At 64.7% G+C, this 24,448-nt stretch carries 20 protein-coding genes; 6 read left to right on the plus strand and 14 right to left on the minus strand.

Annotation, left to right across the window (positions count from 1 at the left end):
• Nucleotides 1-82 precede the first annotated feature (82 nt).
• The 6 genes from QAZ47_RS00735 to QAZ47_RS00760 all read right to left on the minus strand — a co-directional run bounded on the left by QAZ47_RS00735 (nucleotide 83) and on the right by QAZ47_RS00760 (nucleotide 6,438).
• Nucleotides 83-898, minus strand: a complete 816-nt coding sequence (locus QAZ47_RS00735) for an ABC transporter permease (RefSeq protein ID WP_278232151.1) — start codon at nucleotides 896-898, stop codon at nucleotides 83-85.
• Nucleotides 888-1,853 (minus strand): ABC transporter permease, encoded by a 966-nt coding sequence (locus QAZ47_RS00740; protein WP_278232152.1) that lies wholly within the window; start codon nucleotides 1,851-1,853, stop codon nucleotides 888-890. Before QAZ47_RS00740 ends, QAZ47_RS00735 begins: the two co-directional genes overlap by 11 nt.
• Before the next feature lie 253 nt (nucleotides 1,854-2,106).
• The gene (locus QAZ47_RS00745; protein WP_278232153.1) at nucleotides 2,107-3,105 is read right to left on the minus strand and encodes an ABC transporter ATP-binding protein; all 999 of its coding nucleotides are present in this window, start codon (nucleotides 3,103-3,105) and stop codon (nucleotides 2,107-2,109) included.
• 187 nt (nucleotides 3,106-3,292) lie between these two features.
• Entirely contained in the window at nucleotides 3,293-4,447 is a 1,155-nt protein-coding gene (locus QAZ47_RS00750) for an ABC transporter substrate-binding protein (RefSeq protein ID WP_278205044.1), read from the minus strand.
• A 204-nt stretch (nucleotides 4,448-4,651) separates the two neighbouring features.
• Nucleotides 4,652-5,563, minus strand: coding sequence for a LysR substrate-binding domain-containing protein (locus tag QAZ47_RS00755; protein ID WP_278205045.1), 912 nt, complete (start codon nucleotides 5,561-5,563; stop codon nucleotides 4,652-4,654).
• Between the two features lie 110 nt (nucleotides 5,564-5,673).
• Complete coding sequence (locus tag QAZ47_RS00760) at nucleotides 5,674-6,438, minus strand: DeoR/GlpR family DNA-binding transcription regulator (protein ID WP_278232154.1); 765 nt, start codon at nucleotides 6,436-6,438, stop codon at nucleotides 5,674-5,676.
• Between the two features lie 400 nt (nucleotides 6,439-6,838).
• Between QAZ47_RS00760 and QAZ47_RS00765 the strand changes: the two genes are divergently transcribed.
• On the plus strand, nucleotides 6,839-7,738 hold the full coding sequence (locus tag QAZ47_RS00765; protein WP_278232155.1) for a phosphotransferase family protein: 900 nt from the start codon (nucleotides 6,839-6,841) through the stop codon (nucleotides 7,736-7,738).
• Nucleotides 7,735-10,188: an FAD-dependent oxidoreductase gene (locus QAZ47_RS00770; RefSeq protein ID WP_278232156.1), complete on the plus strand. Its 2,454-nt coding sequence runs from the start codon at nucleotides 7,735-7,737 to the stop codon at nucleotides 10,186-10,188. Before QAZ47_RS00765 ends, QAZ47_RS00770 begins: the two co-directional genes overlap by 4 nt.
• Before the next feature lie 323 nt (nucleotides 10,189-10,511).
• On the opposite strand, the gene QAZ47_RS00775 is transcribed toward QAZ47_RS00770, so the two are convergent.
• Entirely contained in the window at nucleotides 10,512-11,144 is a 633-nt protein-coding gene (locus QAZ47_RS00775) for a class I SAM-dependent methyltransferase (RefSeq protein WP_278205049.1), read from the minus strand.
• A gap of 97 nt (nucleotides 11,145-11,241) precedes the next feature.
• On the opposite strand from QAZ47_RS00775, the gene QAZ47_RS00780 reads away from it, so the two are divergent.
• The gene (locus QAZ47_RS00780) at nucleotides 11,242-12,144 is read left to right on the plus strand and encodes a phosphotransferase family protein (RefSeq protein ID WP_278232157.1); all 903 of its coding nucleotides are present in this window, start codon (nucleotides 11,242-11,244) and stop codon (nucleotides 12,142-12,144) included.
• On the opposite strand, the gene QAZ47_RS00785 is transcribed toward QAZ47_RS00780, so the two are convergent.
• Entirely contained in the window at nucleotides 12,141-13,061 is a 921-nt protein-coding gene (locus QAZ47_RS00785) for a DMT family transporter (RefSeq protein WP_278232158.1), read from the minus strand. The genes QAZ47_RS00780 and QAZ47_RS00785 overlap by 4 nt on opposite strands.
• 393 nt (nucleotides 13,062-13,454) lie before the next feature.
• On the minus strand, nucleotides 13,455-14,735 hold the full coding sequence (locus tag QAZ47_RS00790) for an amidohydrolase family protein (RefSeq protein WP_278232159.1): 1,281 nt from the start codon (nucleotides 14,733-14,735) through the stop codon (nucleotides 13,455-13,457).
• A 164-nt stretch (nucleotides 14,736-14,899) separates the two neighbouring features.
• Here QAZ47_RS00790 and QAZ47_RS00795 point away from each other — a divergent pair, with 164 nt between their 5' ends.
• Complete coding sequence (locus QAZ47_RS00795; RefSeq protein ID WP_278232160.1) at nucleotides 14,900-16,654, plus strand: ABC transporter ATP-binding protein; 1,755 nt, start codon at nucleotides 14,900-14,902, stop codon at nucleotides 16,652-16,654.
• 172 nt (nucleotides 16,655-16,826) lie between these two features.
• Here the strand turns inward: QAZ47_RS00795 and ilvD are convergent, their stop codons facing one another.
• The gene (gene ilvD / locus QAZ47_RS00800) at nucleotides 16,827-18,671 is read right to left on the minus strand and encodes a dihydroxy-acid dehydratase (RefSeq protein WP_278232161.1); all 1,845 of its coding nucleotides are present in this window, start codon (nucleotides 18,669-18,671) and stop codon (nucleotides 16,827-16,829) included.
• A 224-nt stretch (nucleotides 18,672-18,895) separates the two neighbouring features.
• Here ilvD and QAZ47_RS00805 point away from each other — a divergent pair, with 224 nt between their 5' ends.
• A complete protein-coding gene (locus tag QAZ47_RS00805) occupies nucleotides 18,896-19,366 on the plus strand; it encodes a VOC family protein (RefSeq protein WP_278205055.1) in 471 nt (156 codons plus the stop codon).
• A gap of 169 nt (nucleotides 19,367-19,535) precedes the next feature.
• Here the strand turns inward: QAZ47_RS00805 and QAZ47_RS00810 are convergent, their stop codons facing one another.
• From QAZ47_RS00810 to QAZ47_RS00825, 4 genes are all read right to left on the minus strand, one after another.
• Entirely contained in the window at nucleotides 19,536-21,128 is a 1,593-nt protein-coding gene (locus QAZ47_RS00810) for a peptide chain release factor 3 (RefSeq protein ID WP_278205056.1), read from the minus strand.
• A gap of 124 nt (nucleotides 21,129-21,252) precedes the next feature.
• The gene (locus tag QAZ47_RS00815) at nucleotides 21,253-21,495 is read right to left on the minus strand and encodes a DUF1127 domain-containing protein (RefSeq protein WP_278205057.1); all 243 of its coding nucleotides are present in this window, start codon (nucleotides 21,493-21,495) and stop codon (nucleotides 21,253-21,255) included.
• 74 nt (nucleotides 21,496-21,569) lie between these two features.
• Nucleotides 21,570-22,085: a hypothetical protein gene (locus tag QAZ47_RS00820; protein ID WP_278205058.1), complete on the minus strand. Its 516-nt coding sequence runs from the start codon at nucleotides 22,083-22,085 to the stop codon at nucleotides 21,570-21,572.
• Between the two features lie 16 nt (nucleotides 22,086-22,101).
• Nucleotides 22,102-22,380 carry a DUF4242 domain-containing protein gene (locus QAZ47_RS00825; protein ID WP_278205059.1) on the minus strand — a complete coding sequence of 93 codons (279 nt, stop codon included), beginning with the start codon at nucleotides 22,378-22,380 and terminating at the stop codon, nucleotides 22,102-22,104.
• A 205-nt stretch (nucleotides 22,381-22,585) separates the two neighbouring features.
• Here QAZ47_RS00825 and QAZ47_RS00830 point away from each other — a divergent pair, with 205 nt between their 5' ends.
• A complete protein-coding gene (locus tag QAZ47_RS00830) occupies nucleotides 22,586-24,394 on the plus strand; it encodes a winged helix-turn-helix domain-containing protein (RefSeq protein ID WP_278232162.1) in 1,809 nt (602 codons plus the stop codon).
• Nucleotides 24,395-24,448: the final 54 nt, after the last annotated feature.

Below are 24,448 nucleotides of genomic sequence, written 5' to 3' on the forward strand. Positions count from 1 at the left end.
CGAATAGCGAGTAGCGAATAGCGAGTAGAGGGACGGCTATGATTTCCCTATTGGCTATTCGCTACTCCCTACTCGCTGTTTTTCATTTTCCACTGCCGGCGATCTGGTCGCCGTCGCGGGTCAGGTAATAGGCAAGCAAGATCGGCAGCAGCGTCACCAGCACGACCACCATGGCCACGACATTGGTGACCGGGCGCTGGCGCGGGCGGATCAGCTCCTCCAGCATCCAGATCGGCACGGTCTGCTGTTGGCCGGCAGTGAAGGTGGTGACGATGACCTCGTCGAAGGACAGCGCGAAGGCGAGCATGCCGCCGGCAAGGAGCGCGGTGGCAATATTGGGCAGCACGACATGCCTGAACGTCTGGAAGCCGTCGGCGCCGAGGTCCATCGAGGCCTCGATCATCGAGCCGGAGGTGCGGCGGAAGCGGGCGACGGCGTTGTTGTAGACGACGACCACGCAGAAGGTGGCGTGGCCGAGCACGATCGTCCAGAACGAGAACGGGATGTCGGCCAGAGCGAAGGCCGAGCGCAGCGCGATGCCGGTGATGATGCCTGGCAGCGCGATCGGCAATATGACCAGCAGCGAAATGGTCTCGCGGCCGAAGAAGTGCGTCTGCGAGACGGCAGCGGCGCAGAGCGTGCCCAGCACCAGGGCGATCGCCGTCGAGATGGCGGCGACGCGGATCGACAGCGACAGCGCCTCCCATACGTCCGGCCGGTTCCAGGTGACGGCGAACCATTGCGTGGTCAGCCCCGGCGGCGGCCAGACGAAGCTCTTTTCTTCCGTCGTGAAGGCGTAGACGAAGATCAGAAGGATCGGCAGGTGCAGGAACAGCAGGCCGCAGGCGGCTGCGATCTTCAGGCCGAGCGGGGCGGACTGGCCGCGATCAGAGCGCATCGAAAGCCCCCAAGCGCTTGGCGCCCCAGAGGTAGAAGCCCATGATGACGATGGGCACCACGGTGAAGGCGGCGGCTAAAGGGATGTTGCCGGCGGTTCCCTGCTGCGAATAGACGGCCTGGCCGATGAAGAGCCGCGAGGTGCCGATGATCTGCGGGATGATGTAGTCGCCCAATGTCAGCGAGAAGGTGAAGATCGAGCCGGCGACGATGCCGGGCAGCGCCAGCGGAAACAGCACGTTGCGGAAGGTCTGGCCGGGTGAGGCGCCGAGATCGGACGAGGCCTCGACCAGATTGCCTGGCACGCGCTCGAGCGCCGCCTGAACGGGGAGGATCATGAAAGGCAGCCAGACATAGACGAAGGCGATGAAGGTGCCGGTGAAGGACACCGAGAGCGAGTTGCCGCCGACGATCGGCAGCGACAGCCAGCCATCGAGCAGCCAAAGCAGGTTCAGCTTGGCGAACAGCCAGGTGAGGATGCCTTCCTTGGCGAGGATCAGCTTCCAGGCATAGATCTTGACCAGGTAGCTCGACCACAGCGGCAGCATGACGCCGAGATAGAACAGCGCCTTCCAGCGGCCGCGCGCATAGCGTGCAGCGTAGTATGCGATGGGGAAAGCCACGACCGCGGAGGCGAGCGTGACAAGCGCCGCCATCGTCACCGTGCGCAGGATGATGTCGAGATTGGCGGCCTGGAACAGGTCGCCATAGGTCTTCAGCGTGAACTCGCGGTTGATGAGGCCGGAGAATTCGTCGATCGAGAAGAAGCTCTGCAAAAGCAGAGCGAAGAGCGAGCCGATATAGACGATGCCCAACCACTGAAGCGGCGGCAGCAGCATCAGAAGAAGCAGGAGTTTCGGCCGGCGCCAGAAGAGGTCGGAGAGCGCGCCGCGCATGCCGCCGCTGCCCGGCAGGATGGCGGGGGCCGGATTGGAGTTGAGCGCGGCGATGGTCATGGGGCCGCCTCGCCTTTGGGGAGGACATGGGAAAGGCAGAGTTCCTTCGCGCCCCCCTCTGTCCTGCCGGACATCTCCCCCACGAGGGGGGAGATCAGCAGCTCAGCCGCCGGCCCTCTCCCTGAAACTTTGATGATTGGCGAAAGCGGTCGCGACGTCCAATCTCCCCCCTTGCGGGGGAGATGTCCGGCAGGACAGAGGGGGGCGCCGTAGAGCGCCTCGCCTGCCCGACAGGCTACTATCCCAAGTGCCGTCATACCGTCTCGTCCATCAGATGCAGGTGCTCGCGGTTGAAGGTGAGCATCACCGCCTCGCCCTCGGCGGGCAGCGCCATGCCCGCCGGCACCATGGCATGGAGCCTGAGCCCGTCGGCATCGAGCGCCAACCTCGTGGTGGCGCCGAGATAGTTGGTGCCGACCAGGCGAGCGGCGACGCCGTCGCCGCTCGTCGCGGGAGAGACGCGGATGGATTCAGGCCTGAGACTCCCCCAGCGGTGCTGGCCGGAATAGCGGTGGACGAAATCCGGCGGCAGCACGTTGGACGAGCCGACGAAATCGGCGACGAAGCGCGTCTTCGGCCGCTGGTAGATGTCCTCCGGCGTGCCGACCTGCATGATCCTGCCGTCGTTGAAGACGGCGACGCGGTCGGCCATCGAGAGCGCTTCACCTTGGTCGTGGGTAACGAAGACGAAGGTGATGCCGAGCACTTTCTGCAGCGACTTCAATTCCTCCTGCATGTTCTCGCGCAGCTTGAGGTCGAGCGCGCCGAGCGGCTCGTCCAGCAGCAGCACCTTGGGCTGGTTGACCAGCGCGCGGGCAAGCGCGACGCGCTGGCGCTGGCCGCCGGAGAGCTGGCCGGGACGGCGGGTGCCGTAGCCCGGCAGCCGGACCAGCGACAGCGCCTCTTCCGCCGCCTTCAACCGCTCGGCCTTGCCAACGCCCTTGACCATCAACCCGTAGGCGACATTGTCGAGCACGTTCAAGTGCGGAAAGAGCGCGTAGTCCTGGAAGACGGTGTTGACGTTGCGGCGATAGGGCGGAACGCCCTCGGCGCGCTCACCGAAGATGGAAATGGAGCCCGCCGTCGGCTGCTCGAAGCCGGCGATCAGCCTGAGGCAGGTCGTCTTGCCGGAACCGGACGGCCCGAGCATGGCGAAGAACTCGCCCGGCGCGATATCGAGATCGACCGCATCGACGGCGCGCACGCTGCCGAAATGGCGCGAGACTTGTTTGAAGGAAACGGCGGAGGTCATGGGCTGCCTTGAAGATCAGGCCTCAAATTCGGGCGTCTGCGCTGCCCCTCATCCGCCTGCCGGCACCTTCTCCCCGTGAAGGACGGAGAGAAGGGACAACCTCCAGCGCTGGCGACCCCTCTCCCCGTTCTTCACGGGGAGAGGGTAAGGGTGAGGGGCAGCGCCAATTTCCAAAGGCTAGGCGAGCCTACCGCCCGCCGATGACGCCGATATAGTCCGACACCCAGCGGTAATAGGGCACGCACTGGTCGTTCTGGCTGGCGCATTTCGACACCGGCGTCTTCCAGAACTTGATCTTCTCGAAATTGTCGTAGCCATTGGTCTTGCAGCCTTCCTCGCCGAGCAGCTCGTTACCCTTGCAGGCGGCCGGCACGACCGGCAGCGAGCCGAACCAGGCCGAAACGTCGCCCTGGACCTTGGGCGACAGGGAGTGCTCGAGCCACATATAGGCGCAGTTCGGATGGGCGGCGTCCGCCTCCATCATGGTGGTGTCGGCCCAGCCGGTGACGCCTTCTTCGGGAACGGTCGAGGCGATCGGCTTCTTGGCGGCGACCAGCGTGTTCACCTGATAGGGCCACGAGCCGGAGGCGACCACGCCTTCGTTCTGGAAGTCGTCGACCTGGATGGCGGCGTCATGCCAGTAGCGGCCGACCAGCGTGCGCTGCGTGCGCAGCAGATCGAGCGCCGCCTTGTACTGGTCCTCGTTGAGCTCATAGGGGTCCTTGATGCCGAGTTCCGGCTTGTGGAACATCAGGTAGTTGGCGGCATCGGCGATGTGGATCGGGCCGTCATAGGCCTGGACGCGGCCCTTGTTCGACTTGCCGTCGGGCAGCTTCATTTCCTCGAAGACGACGTTCCAGCTCTTGGGCGCTTCCTTGAACACGTCGGTGTTGTACATCAGGACGTTCGGGCCCCACTGATAGGGAACGCCATAGTGCACCTTGTCGACCGTGAACCAGGGCGCGTCCTTCAGGCGATCGTCGACCGTCTTCCAGTTCTTGATGAGATCGGTGTTGATGGGCTGCACGCGCTTGCCGGCGACGAGGCGCAGCGAAGCGTCACCCGAAGCCGTCACGAGATCGAAGCCGCCCTCGTTCATCAGCGAGACCATTTCGTCCGAGGTGTTGGCGGTCTTGACGTTGACCTTGCAGCCGCTCTCCTTCTCGAAGGCGCTCACCCAGTCGTAGTTCTTGTCGGTCTCGCCGCGCTCGATATAGCCGGGCCAGGCGACGATATTGACCTCGCCCTCGCCCTTGCCGAGCTCCTTGACCTGGGCGATCGCCTGACCCGAGAAGGTCAGCGCAACCGTCAACGCCGTGCATGACTTCAGGAATGCACTCATCATCGATCTCCCATTTTGGCGCATGACCCCGAAACCGGTCCGGTTTTCGGAAAGGATCATGCGCAAACCTGAACGCCGGAGCTCTCAGCGCCCCGACCGCCGCGCTCCCGGGCGGCTCTGTTCCCTGGCAGGAAAATTGCTGTGAAAAATCCGGTTTCGCAAATTCATTTATCAGAAAGGCGATATCGGATTTTCCGATAGATTTCAGAGCCGCTGACGGACCATGCGCTGCGACTGGGCGAGGCCGATGAAGTCGCGGGCGGCCTGCGGCAGGCTGGAACCACGGCGCCAGACCATGCCGACCTGGACTACCGGAAGCGAGCCGGAGATATCGCGGGATTCAATGCGGTCGCCCTCGAGCGACCATGGGCGGTAGACGAGGTCGGGCAGCAGCGCGACGCCGGCTCCGGTGGCGACGAGGCTGCGCACGGCTTCGACCGAGCGGGTACGGAAGGCGACGTGGGGTCTCGCGCCGATCGCCGAGAGCAGCTTGCCGGTGTTCTCCTCGATCTCATCGACGGTGAGCATGATCAGCGGTTCGGAGGCGATGTCGCCGATCGAGATGATATCGGCGCTGGCGAGCTTGTGACTGAGCGGCAGCCAGAGCCGATAGGCGGAAACCTCGAGGATTTCGGATTGCAGCGCGGTGCGGTCGCGCAAATTCGAGGTGACCATGACGGCGATGTCGAGCTTGCCGCCGACCAGCAGGTGCTCGAGATAGTCGCCGTTGTCCTCGATGGCCGAGACTTCGACGCTCGGGTAGGCACGGCGGTAGCGCGCCAGCAAATCGGAAAGCACGTAGCCGGCAACCAGCGAGGTGACGCCGAGCTGCAGCCGCCCGCCGGCCGTCATCTGGTCGCCGAGAAAAGCGCGGCGTGCATCGGAGACATCGGCCAGGATCTTGGTCGCGTGGCGCAGGAACTGGTGACCCTTGTGCGTGATGTTCAAGCCGCGCGGATGACGCTCGAACAATTCGACGCCGAGGTCGCTCTCCAGTTCCTTGATCGCCTCGGTGACCGAGGATTGCGAAATGGAGAGGTTCTGCGCGGCGCCCGACACCGTGCCTTGTTCGGCGACGGCGACGAAGAACTGGAGCTGACGAATGGTGAAGGCCATGACCGGACTAAACACGGCCAATGCGGCTGCGGGAAGTGGGACAATTGAGCTTTGACGGCCCGTCGGAGCTCACCAACCGCTCATCTCCGGCTGGATCTCCTGGAATTGCCTTAAGCCACCGCAATGCTGAGCCGCGCGCCGGCATGGCTCAGCGCGGCGGCGATGTCGCGCGGCGGCGGCTGGTCGGTGGCAAGCTCGGAAAAGGCGTCGAAGCCGCAGACCTGGACCAATCCCTGCCGGCCGAACTTGGTATGGTCGGTGATGACCAACGAACGTTGGCCGCGCGACAGCACCATGCGAGCGAATTCCGCTTCCTCCAGCTCGTAGTCGGTAAGGCCGGCGACGGCATCGACCGCGCCGATCGAGATCACGGCGTGGCTGACCGAGAAGCGGCTGACGAAATCGATCGCGGTGACGCCGAAAGCCGCGCCCGAATCGCTGCGCAGCTCGCCGCCGGCCATGTAGACCTTGTTGCCGTTCACCGTCGCCAGCGTGCGGGCAATGTCGGACGAGTTGGTGACCACCGTCAGCCGGCGATGGCCGAGCAGCTCGCGCGCCAGAAAGGACGTGGTGGTGCCGGTGTCGAGCATGACCGACTCACCGTCGCGGATGGTGGCCGCGACCATGCGGGCGATCAGGCGCTTTGCCTCGGCATTCTCGCGCATGCGGCGCTCGAACGGCGCCTCGCCGGCCATCGACGGGAGGCCGACGGCGCCATGCATCTTCAGGATCGATCCCTCGTCGGTGAGCGGCCTGACGTCGCGCCGCACCGTCTCCAGCGACACGCCCAGCCGCTCGGCCAGGCTGGCGATGGTGATCGTGCCCTCCTCGTTGAGGAGCCGCAGGATTTCGCCATGCCGTTTCGAGTGGATCATGTGAATGTCCGGAATTTTGACCGATTCTAAGGCATTCCTAACGCTTTTAAAGGAATTGCTTATATTTTCGGGCAAAACACCCAAAAAAGGTCACAGCTTTTGATTGACAGTCGGGTCGCGCTGGCGTGAGATCAACGCCGTGACAGGCTCGGAACTGCCACGGGAGGATGATGGCAGAGCCGCAATCGACCGACCAGATCTTCTGGAACGTGCCTGGCGCGAGCTTTTTTCGAATCCGCGGGGGCGGATGCCGGGATCCTAAACCTGGCCAAGGGGCTCGTCGGTGCGGTGAGGGATATCAATCCCGGCGTCCCGCACCGACGAGGCTTTTTTGTTCTTTTTTATCGCTTTTTCAGAAACCGGCGCTTTGTCGAAAGCCGGCTGAAGCAGGGACAAAGCCGTGAGTGGCCCCGCAGTTGCCGAAGATCGCATCCGTGCCCTGCCCTGCTGGACCGGCAGCATCGAGATCGAGCCGCTGCCAGGTGGCCTGAGCAACGCCAACTATGTCGTCACGGACGGCGCCGGACGGCATGTCGTGCGCTTCGGCCAGGACTTCCCGTTCCACCATGTTTTTCGCGAGCGCGAGGTGATGACGGCGCGGGCGGCGCATGCGGCTGGGTTCGCGCCGGCCGTGCATTATGCCGAGCCCGGAATCCTGGTGACGGAATTTCTAGGCGCCAGGACCTTTCTCGGGGAGGACGTGCGCGCCAATCTCGGCCGCGTGGCGGCGCTGCTGCGCGGCTTCCATCGCGAGATGCCGAACCACGTCTCCGGCGCCGGCTTCATGTTCTGGGTGTTCCACGTGATCCGCGACTATGCCCGCACGCTGGACGAAGGCCGCAGCCGCAAAAAGGACCAGCTGCCGCGTTATCTGACGCTGGCGGACGAGCTCGAACGGGCGCAGAAGCTTTTGCCGATCGTCTTCGGCCACAATGATCTGTTGCCGGCGAACATCCTCGACGACGGCAAGCGGCTGTGGCTGATCGATTTCGAATATGCCGGCTTCAACACGGCCATGTTCGATCTCGCCGGGGCGGCCTCCAATGCCGGCATGAGCGACGAGGAGTCCTTCGCCTTCCTGACCGCCTACTTCATGAAGGAGCCGGACAGCGAGATCCGCCGGTCGCACGCGGCCATGCAATGCGCCTCCCTGCTGCGCGAGGCGATGTGGAGCATGGTCTCCGAGCTCTATCTCGACGCACCCGGCATCGACTACGTCGCCTACACCGAGGAGAACCTGGTGCGGCTCGACGCGGCGCTGGAAAACTACCAGACGAAATACGGAAAACTGCACCCATGAGCCTGCCCAGCCACGCCGGAATCGTCGTCATCGGCGGCGGCATCATCGGCTGCTCGACCGCCTATCACCTGGCGCGCGACCACAAGGCCGACGTGGTGCTGCTGGAACAGGGTAAGCTGACCTCGGGCTCGACCTGGCACGCGGCCGGCCTGGTCGGGCAGTTGCGCTCCTCGGCCTCGATCACGCGCGTGCTCAAATATTCGGTCGAGCTCTACAAGGGGCTTGAGGCCGAGACGGGGCTTGCCACCGGCTGGAAGATGACCGGCTGTTTGCGACTGGCGACCAACGCCGACCGTTGGACCGAGTTCAAGCGGCTGGCGACGACGGCAAAGAGCTTCGGCATGGATATGCAGCTGCTCTCCCCGGCCGAAGTGAGGCGCATGTGGCCGCTGATGGAAACCAGCGACCTCGTCGGCGCCTCCTGGTTGCCGACCGACGGCCAGGCGAGCCCTTCCGACATCACGCAGTCGCTTGCCAAGGGTGCCCGCATGCACGGCGCCAGGCTCTACGAGGACGTGCGCGTCACCGGCTTCGAGATGAAGGACGGCCGCATCACGGCCGTGAAGACCGAGAAGGGCGATATCGCCTGCGACAAGGTGGTGAACTGCGCCGGACAATGGGCGCGCCAGGTCGGCGCGATGGCCGGCATCAACGTGCCGCTGCAGCCAGTGAAGCACCAATACATCATCACCGAGAAGATCGATGGGCTCGCCAACGACGCGCCGACGATCCGCGACCCCGACCGCCGCACCTATTTCAAGGAAGAGGTCGGCGGGCTGGTGATGGGCGGCTACGAGCCGAACCCCCAGGCCTGGACGACTGGTCTGCCTGGGGGCGACGTGCCCAACGACTGGGAGTTCCGCCTGTTCGACGACGACTACGACCACTTCGAACAGCATATGGCTCAGGCGATCGAGCGCGTTCCGGCGCTTGCCAACGCCGGCGTCAAGCAGATGATCAACGGGCCGGAGAGCTTCACGCCGGACGGCAATTTCATCCTGGGCGCAGCACCCGAATGCGCCAACATGTTCGTCGGCGCCGGCTTCAATGCCTTCGGCATCGCGTCGGGCGGCGGCGCCGGCTGGGTGCTGGCGCAATGGGTGGTCGACGGCGAGGCGCCGCTCGACCTCTGGGTGGTCGACATCAGACGTTTTTCCGACCTGCACCGCGACCGCGACTGGGTGCGCGACCGCACGCTCGAAGCCTATGGCAAGCACTACACGATCGGCTTCCCGCACGAGGAATATCTGACTGGACGGTCGCGCATCGTCTCGCCGCTCTATCAGCGGCTGAAGACGCATCGCGCCGTGTTCGGCTCCAAGCTCGGCTGGGAGCGGCCGAACTGGTTCGCGCCCGATAGCGTCGAGCCCGAAGATATTTACTCCATGGGTCGGCAAAACTGGTTCGGGCCGGTGGGCGAGGAACATCGCCATGTGCGCGAAAAAGTCGGCATCTTCGACCAATCCTCCTTCGCTAAATATGAGATGACCGGCGCCGATGCGCTGAAGGCGCTCGACTGGATCTGCGCCAACGACATCAACAAGCCGGTGGGACGGCTGACCTACACGCAGCTCCTCAACACGCGGGGCGGCATCGAGGCCGATCTTACCGTGGCGAGGCTCGGCGAAGACAGGTTCTACATCGTCACCGGCACCGGCTTCCGCACGCATGATCTTTCATGGATCGGCGACCATATCGGCCAAGGCCTCGATGCGAAGTTGAAAGACGTCACCGAGGATTTCGGCACGCTGTCGCTGATGGGGCCGCGTGCCCGCGACGTGCTGGCAGCTGTGACGGATGCGGATGTCTCCAACGCCGCCTTTCCCTTCGGCCATGCGCGTGAGATCAACATCGCCGGCCACAAGGTGCGGGCGCTGCGGGTGACCTATGTCGGCGAGCTCGGCTGGGAGCTGCATGTGCCGATCGCCGCCACGGGCGAGATCTTCGATGCGCTGATGGCGGCGGGAAAGAAGCATGACATCCGGCCGGTCGGCTACCGGGCGCTGGAATCGCTCCGGCTGGAAAAGGGCTACCGCGCCTGGGGTTCCGACATCACGCCGAACGACACGCCGCTGGAGGCTGGCCTCGGCTGGGCGGTGAAGCTGAGGAAGAACACCGACTTCGTCGGGCGGCGGGCGCTGGAGACGACGGCCGGCAAGCCGCCGACCAAACGCCTTGCCGGCTTCACGGTCGACGACCCCGAGATCGTGCTGCTCGGGCGCGAGACGATCCTGCGCGATGGCGAGCCGGTCGGCTACCTCACCAGCGGCGGCTACGGCTACACGGTGGAGAAGAACATCGGCTATGGCTATGTGCGCAACGCCGATGGCGTCAGCGACGATTTCCTGGCCTCAGGAGACTACGAGCTGGTGGTGGCGATGGAGCGGACGCCGGCAAAGATCCATCTCGAGCCGATGTACGATCCGGCGGGGGCGAAGATCAGGAGCTAGGGCTGGCACGCATCCGGCGCGCTCCTCGCGCCGCTCTCATACTGCAACTTTGGGGATTGGCGAAACCGCCGACACAGCGCCCCTCTCCCCGTCACTATACGGGGAGAGGATGCCGGCAGGCAGGTGAGGGGCGGCTCCAGCGCTGGATAGGCAAAATCGGAGCAACGGGCCTCGACTTGAAGCTGGACGCGTTAATCGTCGAAGTCAGCGCTGCCCCTCATCGCCCTGCCGGGCACTTCTCCCCGTATAGTGACGGGGAGAAGTGGGCTGGCCGCAGTGCCGGCGCTTTTCTTGCAACGTCGAAACCGTCGATGGCAGCGCTCCTAAATGACGCGCAGCACCAGGCCTCTGCTCGGCACCGTGTCAGCCTCGCCGGGCATCGAGGCGTAAGGCCGTGTCTCCTCGACGCGGGTTATCGCGCCCTGCGCTTCCAGCCCGGCGATACGCTCCGCAAAGCCGGCCTGCCAGAGCGTGTTCTTGACCGTCAGCACGATGATGCCGCCCGGACGGCAGATGCGGATCAGTTCGTCCAGGCCTTCGATCCCGACATGGCCCGAGGTGAAGACGCCGGCCGAGACGATGCCGGCATAGGTGCCGTCGGCGAAAGGCAAGGCGCCACCCAACGCCAGGCGATGCAGGGCCGCGTAGACGCCCTTCGCCGCAGCCTTGTCCAGCATGCCTTGCGAGATGTCGAGCGCTTCGACCTGTGGGTAGCCGGTGATGGCCAGCCATTCGCCGATCAGGCCGGTGCCGGCGCCGGCGTCGAGCAAAGGTTCGGCGCCGCGCGGCAGATGGCGGGCAAGCAGCGCCAGGCAGATCGTCGGATGGCGATAGCCGGCGGCCGACATCTCCGCGTCATAGGTCTCGGACCAGCTGTCATAGATCGCCGCCACTTCCTCCGGCCGCGTCGCCGCGTAGGCGGCGCCCAGCGCCTTGTTGTGCTTGCCGTCCGCCATAGCCGCTCCCGCCGCCGATTCGCGTCTCCCATGGTAGCCAAGCGGCAAAAACTGTGGAACCGTTCCGCCGCAAAACATGGAGTGATGGTAAAGGGGGATGACGATGGACGAGGCGCGCGTGGCGCTGGCCGCCATTCCGATGCTGGCCGGCTATGACGGTCCGCTGGAGCGGCTAGGCGGCCTTACCAACCGTGTTTACAGGGCCGGCGAGGTCTGCCTGCGCATTCCCGGCAAGGGCACGCAGGAATACATCAACCGCGCCAACGAGGCGGTGGCGGCGCGCGAGGCGGCGAAGGCCGGCGTCAGCCCTCAGGTGCTCTATGCCGATCCTGCTTCGGGTGTGATGGCGACGCGCTTCGTCGCCGGCGCCGAGACGATGTCGCCCGAGAAGTTCAAGACAAGGCCGGGCACCCCGGCGCGGGCCGGCGAAGCCTTCCGGAAACTTCATGCATCCGGCGCGGTCTTTCCCTTCCGCTTCGAGCTGTTCGCGATGATCGACGACTATCTGAAAGTGCTGTCGACCAAGGACGTCGCGCTGCCTGCCGGCTATCACGACGTGGTGCGCGAGGCCGAGGTGGTGCGCGCCGCACTTGCCGCCCATCCGATCCAGCTTGCCGCCTGCCACTGCGATCCGCTTTGCGAAAACTTCCTCGATACGGGCGAGCGGATGTGGATCGTGGACTGGGAATATTCCGGCATGAACGATCCGCTGTGGGATCTTGGCGACCTGTCCGTCGAAGGCAAGTTCGACGCCGCCCAGGACGAGGAGCTGATGCGCGCCTATTTCGGCGGCGAGGCGAGACCGGCCGAACGCGGCCGCGTCGTCATCCACAAGGCCATGTGCGACCTGCTCTGGACGCTGTGGGGGCTGATCCAGCTCGCCAACGACAACCCGGTTGACGATTTCCGCGCCTATGCCGATGGCCGCTTCGTCCGCTGCAAGGCGCTGATGGAAACGGAGGAGTTTTCACGGCACCTGGCAGCGATACGAAAAGGCTAATTGACGCCCTTCGGCACATTCTCGGGCGGCACCGCGGTTTCCACCACCTTCTGACGGTGGAAGATGAAGATGCCGGCGAGCACGACGATCGCCGAGCCTGCCAGGATACGCGGGCTCGGCATATCGCCGAAGAAAACCAGGCCGAAGACGATGGCCCACAGAAGCAGGCTGTAATGCAGGGGCGCCAGCGTCGAGGCCGGCGCCAGCTTCAGCGCCCTGGTGATCATCAGATGGGCGGCGCAGGAGACGACTCCGAGCAGAAGCATGGCAGCGAAATCGAGCGCGGTCGGCGCGCGCCAGGCGCCGATGGTGAACGCCCCGCCGACAATCAGCGTGCCGATGGTCTGCCAGGTCACCAGTGTCGTGTCGCTCGTTCCGCGCAAACGCCGGCCGAGGATGATGGCGAAGCCGAAGGCGATGCTGCCGATCAGGGCATAGGTCGACGACAGCGAGAACGCCGCCGACGAAGGCTTCAGGATGATCAGCACGCCGCAGAAGCCGACCAGGATCGCCAGCCAGCGCCGCCAGCCAACCTTCTCGCCAAGCAGGAGATGCGACAGCGCGGCGACATAGATCGGTCCAGCCATGTAGAAGCTCATCACGTCGGCGAGCGGCAGATAGACGACGGCGGCGTAAAAAAGCCCGGTGTCGAGCGTGGTTGCGATAACGCGCAGCAGTTGCAGCAGCGGCCTTTCCATCTGGAACAGCTTGCCCGCGCCCTGGTTGGCGATCATCGGGCCGAGCACGAAGAAGGCGCCGATGGAGCGGATCAGCACGACCTGGCCGACGGAGAAGGAGGCGACCAGCCATTTGCCCATCGCATCGTTCAGCGCGAACATGAAGTCGCCGGCCAGCATCAGGAGGATGCCGGCGAGCAGGACGTTCCGGATCGTGAGATTGCGGGCGAGTACAGCCATGCCGGCTCCCCTAGCCGCAAGCTGTCGCTTTGACGAGAGAAATTCGTAAGACCAGCGGAGGGAATCTAGATTGGCCGAAGCGCCGGAACTTCGTCATCCACGGGCGGAGCGGGAGCGAAGCGGACGCGCAGACCCGAGGATCCATGCCGTGACCTCTCGCGACGAGTGAAGGCGGCGCAAAACAGAGGATGTTCTGAACCGCTGCAACTCTCATAAGTAATGGCATGGATCCTATGGTCTGCGCCGCGTCGCTTCGCTCCTTGCTTCGCCATAGGATGACGAAGTGACGAGCGTTCCGGCCAATCGCAGATCGTTCACGATGCTTTGTCCCAAAGAAGCAAAGCGCTGGCTTTGGAGATTGGCGGAAGCGCGCTGTCCGTCCGCGGACGCGACCTACGCTGTCTTATGCCGCCGGTTCACCTGTGCCGGCCGGCCGGCGATCGACAGCCTGGTCTCCTGCTTCGTCCGTTCGGCGACCACCTTGCCCCTGGCGATCACGCACAGGCGCTCAGGGCGCAGGCGCACGGCCTCGATCGGGTTGCCGGCGTCGAGCACGACCAGGCTGGCCCGCTTGCCGACCGCAAGCCCGAGGTGGTCGAGGCCCATGATGGCGGCGTTGACGTTGGTGACCATGTCGAAGCAGCGCGCCATGTCGGCCGGACTCGACATCTGGGCGACGTGGAGCCCCATGAAGGCGACGTCGAGCATGTCGGCGGTGCCCAGCGAGTACCACGGATCGAGCACGCAATCCTGGCCCCAGCCGACGCGGATGCCAAGCGCCAGCATTTCCTTCACCCGGGTCAGGCCGCGGCGCTTGGGGAAGGTGTCGTGGCGCCCCTGCAGCATGATGTTGATCAGCGGATTGGGGATCGCAGAGACGCCGGCTTCGGCAATCAGCGGCAGGAGCTTCGAGACGTAGTAATTGTCCATGGAATGCATGGAGGTGAGATGCGACCCGGCCACCCTGCCCTGCAGGCCGAGGCGCTGCGTTTCATAGGCAAGCTGCTCGATATGGCGCGACAGCGGATCGTCGGTCTCGTCGCAATGCATGTCGACCATCAGGCCGCGTTTGGCGGCGATCTCGCAAAGCTCCGTCACCGAGCGAGTGCCGTCGGCCATGGTGCGCTCGAAATGCGGGATGCCGCCGACGATGTCGACGCCCATGTCCAGCGCTCGGATGGTGTTTTCGCGCGCCGTCGGCGAGCGGTAGAGACCATCCTGCGGAAAGGCGACCAGCTGCAGGTCGATATAGGGCGCGACCGTCTTCTTGACGTCGAGCAGCGCCTCGACGGCGAGCAGCCGGTCGTCGCAGACGTCGACATGGCTGCGGATGGCGAGCAGGCCCATCGAGACGGCCCAGTCGCAATAGGCGAGCGCGCGGTCGCGCACGGCTTCATGCGTCAACAGCGGCTTCAGCTCGCCCCAGAGCGCGATGCCTTCGAGCAGCGTACCCGAGGCATTGATGCGCGGGATGCCGTATGACAGCGTGGCGTCCATGTGGAAATGCGGATCGACGAAGGGCGGCGAGACGAGATTGCCGCGCGCGTCGACTTCGCTGCGGGCCGAGCCCGGCAGTTCCGCCTCGATCGCCCGAATAGTCTCGCCGGCGATGCCGATATCGGCAATCCTGCCGTCCGGCAGCGTGCCGCCGCGCACGATGAGGTCGAAATCCATCTTTCGTCATCCCTTTGTAGAATCAGTAGCTACCGTGGCTAAAAGGACGGCCTGCCGCAGCCTTTTCTTCCCCCGTCGGCGGAAGGTTTCCTCCGGCGGCAACTCGCTCTATAAGCCGCCTCTCGCCTTCGTGGCGAATCCGAAATTCACATGGGATAAGCCGTTTGTTTCGCTTCTTCCGCTCGACGGAGAACCAGCGCCTCGTCGCGAGGCTGGTGAGGGAATCCTTCCGGGAGCACAAATTCGGCTATGGCGCGGCCATAGTGTCGATGCTGGTGGTGGCCGCCATGACGGGCGCCAGCGCCTGGATCCTGCGCGAGATCACCAACGAATTCGTGATCTACAAGCGGATCGACCGCGTCAACCTGATCGCGGGCGGGGTCGCGGTCATCTTCCTGCTCAAGGGCGTGGCCAATTTCGTCCAGGCCTATTTCATGAGCAGGGTCGGCAACGCCATCATCGCCGACCGGCAGCGCAAGATCTATGACCGGATCCTGGCGCAGGGCATCGAGTTCTACCATTCGACCTCGTCGTCCGACCTGATCACCCGCATGACCAACAATGCCCAGGCGGCGCGCAGCGTGCTCGACCTCGTCGTAACATCTTATGTGCGCGACCTGGTGACGCTCATTGTCCTGGTGCTGGTCATGGTCTGGCAGCAGCCGGTCCTGTCGCTGATCTGCTTCATTGTCGGGCCGGTGGCGATCTACGGCGTCAATCGCATCCTGAAGCGCGTCCGCAAGATCGCCCAGATGGAGTTCCGCTCGCTCGGCCAGATCGTGCACGTGATGCAGGAGACGGCGATCGGCGTGCGCGTCGTCAAATCCTTCAATCTCGAAGGCGCGATGCGCAAGCGCATGTACAAGGCCGTGTCGGACGTGCAGAACCGCGCGAACAACATCGCGACGCTCGAAGCGGCCACCAGCCCGGTGATGGAAACGCTTGCCGGCCTGGCGATCGCCGGCGCCGTTCTGGTCAGCGGCTTCCTGGTGCTGGAGGGCGGCCAGATGCCGGGCAACATCATGGCCTTCATCGCAGCGCTGCTGCTCGCTTATGAGCCGGCAAAACGCCTTGCGCGCGTGCGCATTTCGCTGGAGACCGGCATCGTCGGCGTGCGCATGATGTTCCAGCTCGCCGACCGGCCGCTGACGCTCGCCGAAAAACCCGACGCCAAGCCGCTGCAGCCAGGCCCGGGCGAAATCCGCTTCGACAATGTCAGCTTCGCCTATCCCGAAAGCCCGCCGGTGTTCGAAGACTTCAACCTGACGCTGGCAGCCGGCAAGATGACGGCGCTGGTCGGGCCTTCGGGCAGCGGCAAGTCGACGATCCTCAACCTGATCATGCGCATGTACGACCCGCAGAGCGGCAAGGTGATGTTCGATGGCCAGGATATCTTCTACGCCACACTTGCCTCTCTCAGGGAGAAGATCGCCTATGTCAGCCAGGACACGTTCCTGTTCGCCGGCACGATCATGCACAACATCCGCCTCGGCCGTGAGAGCGCGACCGACGAGGAGGTCATCGCCGCCGCCAGGGCCGCGAATGCGCACGACTTCATCAGCGCCATGGCCAAGGGCTACGAGACGGAAGTGGGCGAGAACGGCTCGCTGCTTTCGGGCGGCCAGCGCCAGCGCATCTCGATCGCGCGCGCGATGCTGCGCAACGCCGAGATCCTGCTTCTGGACGAGGCCACCAGCGCGCTCGACGCCGAGTCGGAAGCGCTGTTCCGCGACGCGCTGCAGCAGCTTACCGCCGGACGCACGACGATCGTCATCGCGCACCGGCTGTCGACGGTGCACCAGGCCGACACGATCGTGGTGCTGGAGAACGGCAAAGTGCGGGAGAGAGGTGAGCACAAGACGCTGCTCAGGCAGGGCGGGCTTTACCAGAAGCTCTATGAATATCAGCTGATGCCGTAGGGGCGCCTCTCCCTCCTCCCCTTGTGGGAGAAGGTGGATCGGCGCGCAGCGCCGAGACGGTTGAGGGGTGTTCCAGCGGAGTGAGACGTGGGCTTTCCCTGGAACACCCCTCATCCGACCTCGCTTCGCGAGGCCACCTTCTCCCACAAGGGGAGAAGGGGAAGGCCGGGCCTTATTCCGGCACTTTCCTCACAGCGCCCTTGTCGGCGCTGGTGGCGAAGGCGGCGTAGGCGCGCAGCGCCGCCGTCACCTTGCGCTTGCGCTTTTCCGCCGGCTTCCAGGCATCGGCACCCTTCGCCGCCATCGCGGCGCGGCGCGCTTCAAGTTCGGCCTCGCTGACGGCGAGATGGATCTTGCGGTTCGGGATGTCGATCTCGATCGTGTCGCCTTCCTGGACCAGGCCGATCAGCCCGCCTTCGGCGGCTTCGGGCGAGACGTGGCCGATCGACAGACCCGACGTGCCGCCGGAGAAGCGGCCGTCGGTGATCAGCGCGCAGGCCTTGCCGAGGCCCTTCGATTTCAGGTAGCTGGTCGGGTAGAGCATCTCCTGCATGCCCGGACCGCCGCGCGGCCCCTCATAGCGGATGACGACGATGTCGCCGGCCTTGATCTCGTTGCCGAGGATCGCCTTGACGCTCGCGTCCTGGCTTTCGAAGACCCGCGCGGGGCCCGTGAATTTCAAGATCGACTCGTCGACGCCGGCCGTCTTCACGATGCAGCCATCGAGCGCCAGATTGCCCTTCAGCACCGCCAGGCCGCCATCCTTCGAGAACGGCGTCTTGGCCGAGCGGATGACGCCCGTCTCGCGGTTCGTGTCGAGCTCGTCCCAGCGCCGGTCCTGGCTGAAGGCGACCTGCGTCGGGACGCCGCCGGGCGCGGCACGGAAGAACGCGCGCACATTCTCGGCCGAGGTGCGGGCGATGTCCCAATGATCGAGCGCCTCGCCGAGCGTGGCGGTGTGTACCGTCGGCAGATCGCCGTTGATCAGGCCGGCCTGGTCGAGCTCGCCGAGGATCGCCATGATGCCGCCCGCCCGGTGGACATCCTCCATGTGGACGTCGGCCTTGGCCGGCGCGACCTTGCACAGCACCGGCACTTTTCGCGACAGCCTGTCGATGTCCTCCATGGTGAAGTCGACCTCGCCCTCGTGCGCGGCGGCGAGGATATGCAGCACCGTGTTGGTCGAGCCGCCCATGGCGATATCGAGCGCCATGGCGTTCTCGAAGGCGCCCTTGGAGGCGATGCTGCGCGGCAGCGCTGTTTCGTCGTCCTGCTCGTAATAGCGCTGCGCGAGATCGACGATCAGATGGCCGGCCTCGACGAACAGGCGCTTGCGGTCGGCATGGGTGGCGAGGGTCGAGCCGTTGCCAGGCAGCGAGAGGCCCAGCGCTTCGGTCAGGCAGTTCATCGAGTTGGCCGTGAACATGCCCGAGCACGAGCCGCAGGTCGGACAGGCCGAGCGTTCGATGACCTTGACGTCCTCGTCGGAAACACGGTCGTCGGCGGCCGCCACCATGGCGTCGACCAGATCGAGCGCCTGCGCCTTGCCGGCCAGCACCACCTTGCCGGCCTCCATCGGGCCGCCGGACACGAAGACTGTCGGGATATTGAGGCGCAACGAGGCCATCAGCATGCCGGGCGTGATCTTGTCGCAATTGGAGATGCAGACCATGGCGTCGGCGCAATGCGCGTTGACCATGTACTCGACGGAGTCGGCGATCAGCTCGCGCGACGGCAGCGAATAGAGCATGCCGTCGTGGCCCATGGCGATGCCGTCGTCGACGGCGATGGTGTTGAACTCCTTGGCGACGCCGCCGGCCTTCTCGATCTCGCGGGCGACAAGCTGGCCGAGATCCTTCAGATGCACGTGACCCGGCACGAACTGGGTGAAGGAATTGACCACCGCGATGATCGGCTTGCCGAAATCCGAATCCTTCATGCCGGTGGCGCGCCACAGGCCGCGGGCGCCGGCCATGTTGCGGCCATGGGTGGTGGTGCGGGAACGATAGGCAGGCATCGGATTGTCCTTGCTGGCTGGCCGCGCCTAGCATGGCGCGACGGCACTGTATCTTAGTCGGCGCCGGTTATAGCGACCAAGGTCCGGCCTTGCCACAGTTTTGCGCTGCGCCACGATTCTTCAGGAAATTTGAAAATCGCTGTCGGATCGCACTTTCCCGATCCGTCCTTGCGGCAGACGGCACCAAATCGCCGCCCAACCTGAACAAGCCCGAGGAGCAAGACATGCAGAAGATCACCACCTTCCTGTGGTTCGACGGCCAGGCCGAGGAGGCCATGAACCATTACCTCTCCATCTTCGAGAATTCGAAGGTGCTGAGCGTCACGCGCTGGCCCAAGGGCCATCCCCAGGAGGGCCAGGTGCTGGTCGCCTCGTTCGAGCTCGACGGCGTGACCTTCCAGGCACTGAACGGCGGGCCGCAATACAAGTTCACCGAAGCGATCTCGCTGTCGATCGACTGCAAGACGCAGGACGAGGTCGATCATTTCTGGACGAGGCTCACCGAAGGCGGCGGCCAGCCCGGCCCCTGCGGCTGGCTGAAGGACAAGTTCGGCGTGTCCTGGCAGGTCGTGCCGGAGCAGCTGCCGCGCCTGCTTCAGGACCCCGACCAGGCGAAGGCCGGCCGCGTGATGTCGGCGATGATGCAGATGGGCAAGATCGAGATCGACAAGCTGGAGGCGGCGGCGAAGGGGTGAGCGCGACTTTCCCCTTCTCCCCTTGTGGGAGAAGGTGGATCGGCGCGCAGCGCCGAGACGGATGAGGGGTGTTCCAGCGGAGTGAGACGTTGGCTTTCCCTGGAACACCCCTCATCCGACCTCGCTTCGCGAGGCCACCTTCCCCCACAAGGGGGAAGGGAAAACAGCGCTACGCCGCCTTGTCGCGGACCTGATAATCCTTGACCGCGGTGAAGCGGATCGCTTTCCAGCGCTCAGCCTCGTAGTTCAGCGAGAAGGCGTGCTGGGCGAGGAACACCGGATCGTTGTCGAGGTCGCGGGCGATGTCGCCGCGATGCGCTTCGATGAAGCGCTGCACGTCCGCCTTGTCGTCGGCCGAGATCCAGCGGCAGACGGAAAAGCGCGACATCTCGAAATCGACGGGCAGCGTGTATTCGATGTTGAGCCGCTCCTTGAGCACGTCGAGCTGCAGCGCGCCGACGACGCCGACGATCGCGGGCGAGCCGTCCTCCGGCGAGAAAAGCTGCACGACGCCTTCCTCGGCCATCTGGTGCAGTGCTTCCTTCAGCTTCTTGGCCTTCATGGCGTCGCCGAGGCGCACCCTGCGCAGGATTTCCGGCGCGAAGTTCGGCACGCCGCGGAACAGGATCTCCTCGCCCTCGGTGAGGGTGTCGCCGATGCGCAGCGTGCCGTGATTGGGGATGCCGACGACGTCGCCGGCGAAGGCCTCGTCGGCGGTGACGCGGGTGCGGGCGAAGAAGAATTGCGGCGCCGACAGGCTCATCGGCTTGCCGGTGCGTACGAGCCTAGCCTTCATGCCGCGCTCGAGCTTGCCCGAGCAGACACGGACAAAGGCGATGCGGTCGCGGTGGTTGGGGTCCATGTTGGCCTGGATCTTGAAGACGAAGGAGGTCATCTTCTCCTCGGTCGCCTCGACCGTTCGTTCATCGGCTTCCTGCGCGCGCGGCGGCGGCCCGAAGGCGCCGAGCGCCTCGATGAGATCGCGCACGCCGAAATTGCGCAGCGCCGAGCCGAAATAGACCGGCGTCAGATGGCCTTCGCGGAATGCATCGACGTCGAGCGGTCGGCAAGCTTCCCGCGCGAGCTCCAGCTCCTCGATGAAGTCGTTGCGCTCGTTTTCGGGCAGCAGTCCGGCGACACGGTTGGAATCCGGACCGTGGACCGGCGTGCGCTCCTTCTCGTCATCGCTCCGGCGCACGGCGTTCTGCGCCAGGTGGTAGGTGCCGCAAAAGGTCTTGCCGCGGCCGATCGGCCAGGTGACGGGTGCGGTGTCCAGCGCCAGCTTCTGCTCGATCTCGTCGAGTATCTCGAACGGGTCGCGGCTCTCGCGATCCATCTTGTTGACGAAGGTGATGATCGGGATGTCGCGCAGCCGGCAGACCTCGAACAGCTTCAGCGTGCGCGGCTCGATGCCCTTGGCGGCGTCGATGACCATGACCGCCGAGTCCACCGCCGACAGCGTGCGGTAGGTGTCGTCGGCGAAATCCTCATGGCCGGGTGTGTCGAGCAGATTAAAGACGTTGTCGCCATACTCGAAGGTCATCACCGAGGTGACGACCGAGATGCCGCGCTCGCGCTCGATCTTCATCCAGTCGGACCGGGTCTGGATGCGGTCCTTCTTGGCCTTGACCTCGCCGGCAAGCTGGATGGCGCCGCCGAACAGCAGCAGCTTTTCGGTGAGCGTGGTCTTGCCGGCGTCGGGGTGGGCGATGATCGCGAAAGTGCGGCGGCGCGATACCGCCTGTTCGATGTCTTCTGCCAATCTGATGGAATCCTGTCTGTGGCGCGGGCTTCTAGCAGCGCTTTCCCGCCCTGTCGACGGTTTTGGGCAGATCGGCTCGACCCGAGCAGCGATCAGAAGGCCACAGCGGGAACCCCGCATCATTTCATATCCGCCCGCTACCGCCTTCCTTGCGGCCCAATCTGGTAACCGACCGTATCTCCGCCCGCTCGATGCCGATGTCGCGTAGCAGGTAGTCCGGCAATTCGTCGAGCCGCGCGCGATCCCTGCGGATGCGCAGGACAGGCGCGAGAACACGTCGGCCGGAATGACAGATTTCGACGATCGCGGCGAAGACGCGCCCAAATGCCGAGCGGTTAGCCGTGAGCTCCTGCCCAAGGATGGTCATGTCGTATCTCCTTCAGTTGAACGACGGAAGCTGGGAGGACCGGCGATGGCCCTCCCGAGGCCCGAGTCAGCAGATCAGGACCGCTCGTGTCCGCAGCTCACATACGGGTTCCAGTCGGCGAACATGCCGGCCGGATTGTGCCGCCAGTGCCAGACATGGAGCTCGTAGTACGGGTCCACCGGGTGGACACCCACCGTCGTCTTGCGCTGGAGGGTGCGGCCGAGGAATTCGGGAACGCCTTTTCCCTTCCAGTCCTTTTCGAAGACGATGTACTCCATCCCGACGAGCTGCATCGAGCCATCAGCCTGAGGCTCGTAGGTCAGCACGTCCGGCTCGCCGAGCATCAGCTTGCCGTCGCCGGCGCGACCGGGATGGATGAAGTGGACGCCCATCGTGCCGTGCTCGTCATGCGTCGTGCACTCGAAGAGCTGCTGATAGCCGTCCGCCTTGGCGACCTCGATGTTGAAGTACTTGGACGCCATCTCCCGTGACCGGTTGACCGCCGGGTCTGGTGCGTCATGGGCGACTGCGGAACCGCAGAAGAGCGCGGAGGCGCCCACAGCGAAGATAATTTCTGCAAAGCGCTTCACGATCCATTCCTCCCTGTCAGGCGGCATATGCCGTCGTTGGATCGAACATGCGCTTGATCTGCGTGATCTTGGTCGCCGGGAAGCCGCTCATCTTGGCGTGGCGCTGGATAATGGCCTCGTCCTTGGCGAGGTAGACGCAGAACGTCTTGTCGTCCGCCACGAAGGATTCGACCCACTGGATGTCCGGGCCAAGCTCGGCAAGAACGGCGTTCGAAGCCTTGGACGCGTCGCGAAGCTGCTCGCGCTCGAAGGTGCCTACCTTGGGAATTTCCCGTTCGATGATGTATTTCTGCATGTCGCAATCTCCTTGATCTGAGGTTCAAATGCCTCCCGACGCTCGACCAGGTCAGCGCCGGTGACATCGCCGGGGCGGCTGAGGTAAACTTTCACTTGGCTCGCCAGGCAGGTGGAGAATTACGGGAGAGGCGGCCAACAGTCCTTATGCCGCTCTTATCTTGTTCTGATCCTTTGCCTATTGCCGTTTACAGGGATTACAGCCGATGGGAATTTATTGCTTCGGCGACTTCGAGCTTAACGAGGACTCCCGCGCCCTTCGTCTCGCCGGGCGCGAGATCGAGGTACAGCCCCTGGTCTTCGATTTCCTTGCCGTTCTGCTACGGCACCAGGACCGGGCCATGAGCAAGGACGAGTTGCTTGAAACGCTGTGGCCGGGCGTGACGGTGACCGAGGCTTCGTTGCAGCGCGTGGCAAGCCTTGCGCGCGGCATCCTTCGGCAGGGCGGCATGGAGGCGGCGCTGCGCAACCTGCCCCGCTTCGGCTACCGCATTTGCCTCGATCAGCCGCCTGTTTCGGAAAATGGGCCGGCCGATACCGGCAGCAAGCCATCGCGTCCCGGCTCACCAATCCTGGCGGCACGCACGGCCGTCGCAGCCAGAAAATGGCAGGACGCCGCTGCTTCCTTCGCCAAGGCGGATGCTGCCGACGAGTTGCTGACGGCCGATCTCGAAGAGTGGGCATTGGCGCTGGAATGCATGGGGCGGCCGGCCGAAGCCATACCACTCCTGGCGCGGGCGGTGACGGAATACGGCGTCGCTGGCGAGCGGCTGCGTGCCGCGTCCCCGGCAATCAGCCTCGCCAAAATCCATCTGGAAAGAGGTGAACTCGCGGTCGCCAAGGGCTGGCACAAGCGCGCCGCACAGCTGATTAATACCTCGGCCGATAGCAGGGAGCACGGACTGTGGTGCTGGATGGGCGCGCGGATCATGGGTGCGGAAGCCGAGCCCGAGCAGGCGCTTGCACTCGCCGATCAGGCGTTCGAGGTCGGCAGACAGCTCGAGGACCCGGTCGTGGAGTCGCTCGGGCTGATCTATCGCGGCTTCTTCAAGCTTTGCCTCGGTGAAACCAAATCCGGCCAGGAAGATCAGGATCTTGCCGCCGCGCTCGGTCTTTCCAGCGACGTGGATCCGATCGTCGGTGGCATCCTCTACTGCAACATTCTGTGGGCCTGCCGGAATTTCGGCGACTGGTCGAGGGCCAACCAATGGACGCTTGGCTACGAAGGCTGGTGCAAGGGACACGGGCTGGAAGACCTGTCGGGCTCATGCCGGCTGCATCGCGCCGAGGTGCTCGGCGTCCACGGCACGTTGAAGGAGGCCGAGGCACTGGTACGCGCTGCGCTCGACCAGCTTGCGCTCGATGCGCCTTGGGCGACAGGTGACGCGCTGCGCGTCCTGGGTGACATTCATCTCGCGGCCGGCGATTTTGCCGAGGCGGAGATCGCCTATCGCGCGTCCCATGCCGCGGGCTGGGACCCGCAGCCCGGCCTTGCGCTGCTGCAGCTCGAGCAGGGGCACGCGGAGGCCGCCTTCAGCGCGCTGGAGCGGTCTCTGGTCGGGAACGGCTGGCCGACTCTGCAGCGACGCGGCCTCGTGCTCGCCACTCTGGCAAAAGTGGCAGCGCGGATCGGCCGACTGGAGCGCGCAAAGGAGGTCATAGCCGAGCTGGAGACCCAGCCGCAGCGCTGGCCGATGGCCTCCGTCCGGGCGCTGACCGCCGAGGCCAAGGCAGAGCTTTTCATACAGGAAGAACGCCTCGCCGAGGCCGTTCGGGAACTGCAGACCGCATGCTCGCGCTGGAGCGAAATCGGCTCGCCGATCAATGTCGCCGACGCCAGGCTTTCGCTCGCGGCGCTGCTCATTCAGCTTGGCGATCGCACCGGCGCCGAGCTGGAGCTCGGCACCGCGTTGGCGGTTGCGAGGAAGGTCGACTCCTCACGGCTCATGCGGCGCTGCGAAGAGCTCAAGGACCTGCTTTCCGGGGCGCAGAAGGTGGCCGCGGGCAGCGCGTAGGCGCTTCGCGCTTGAGGTCCGGCCAGCGTGGTGGCATGACGGGGAAAATCTCCC

The organism is Mesorhizobium sp. WSM4904 (assembly GCF_029674545.1).
Classification (GTDB): domain Bacteria; phylum Pseudomonadota; class Alphaproteobacteria; order Rhizobiales; family Rhizobiaceae; genus Mesorhizobium.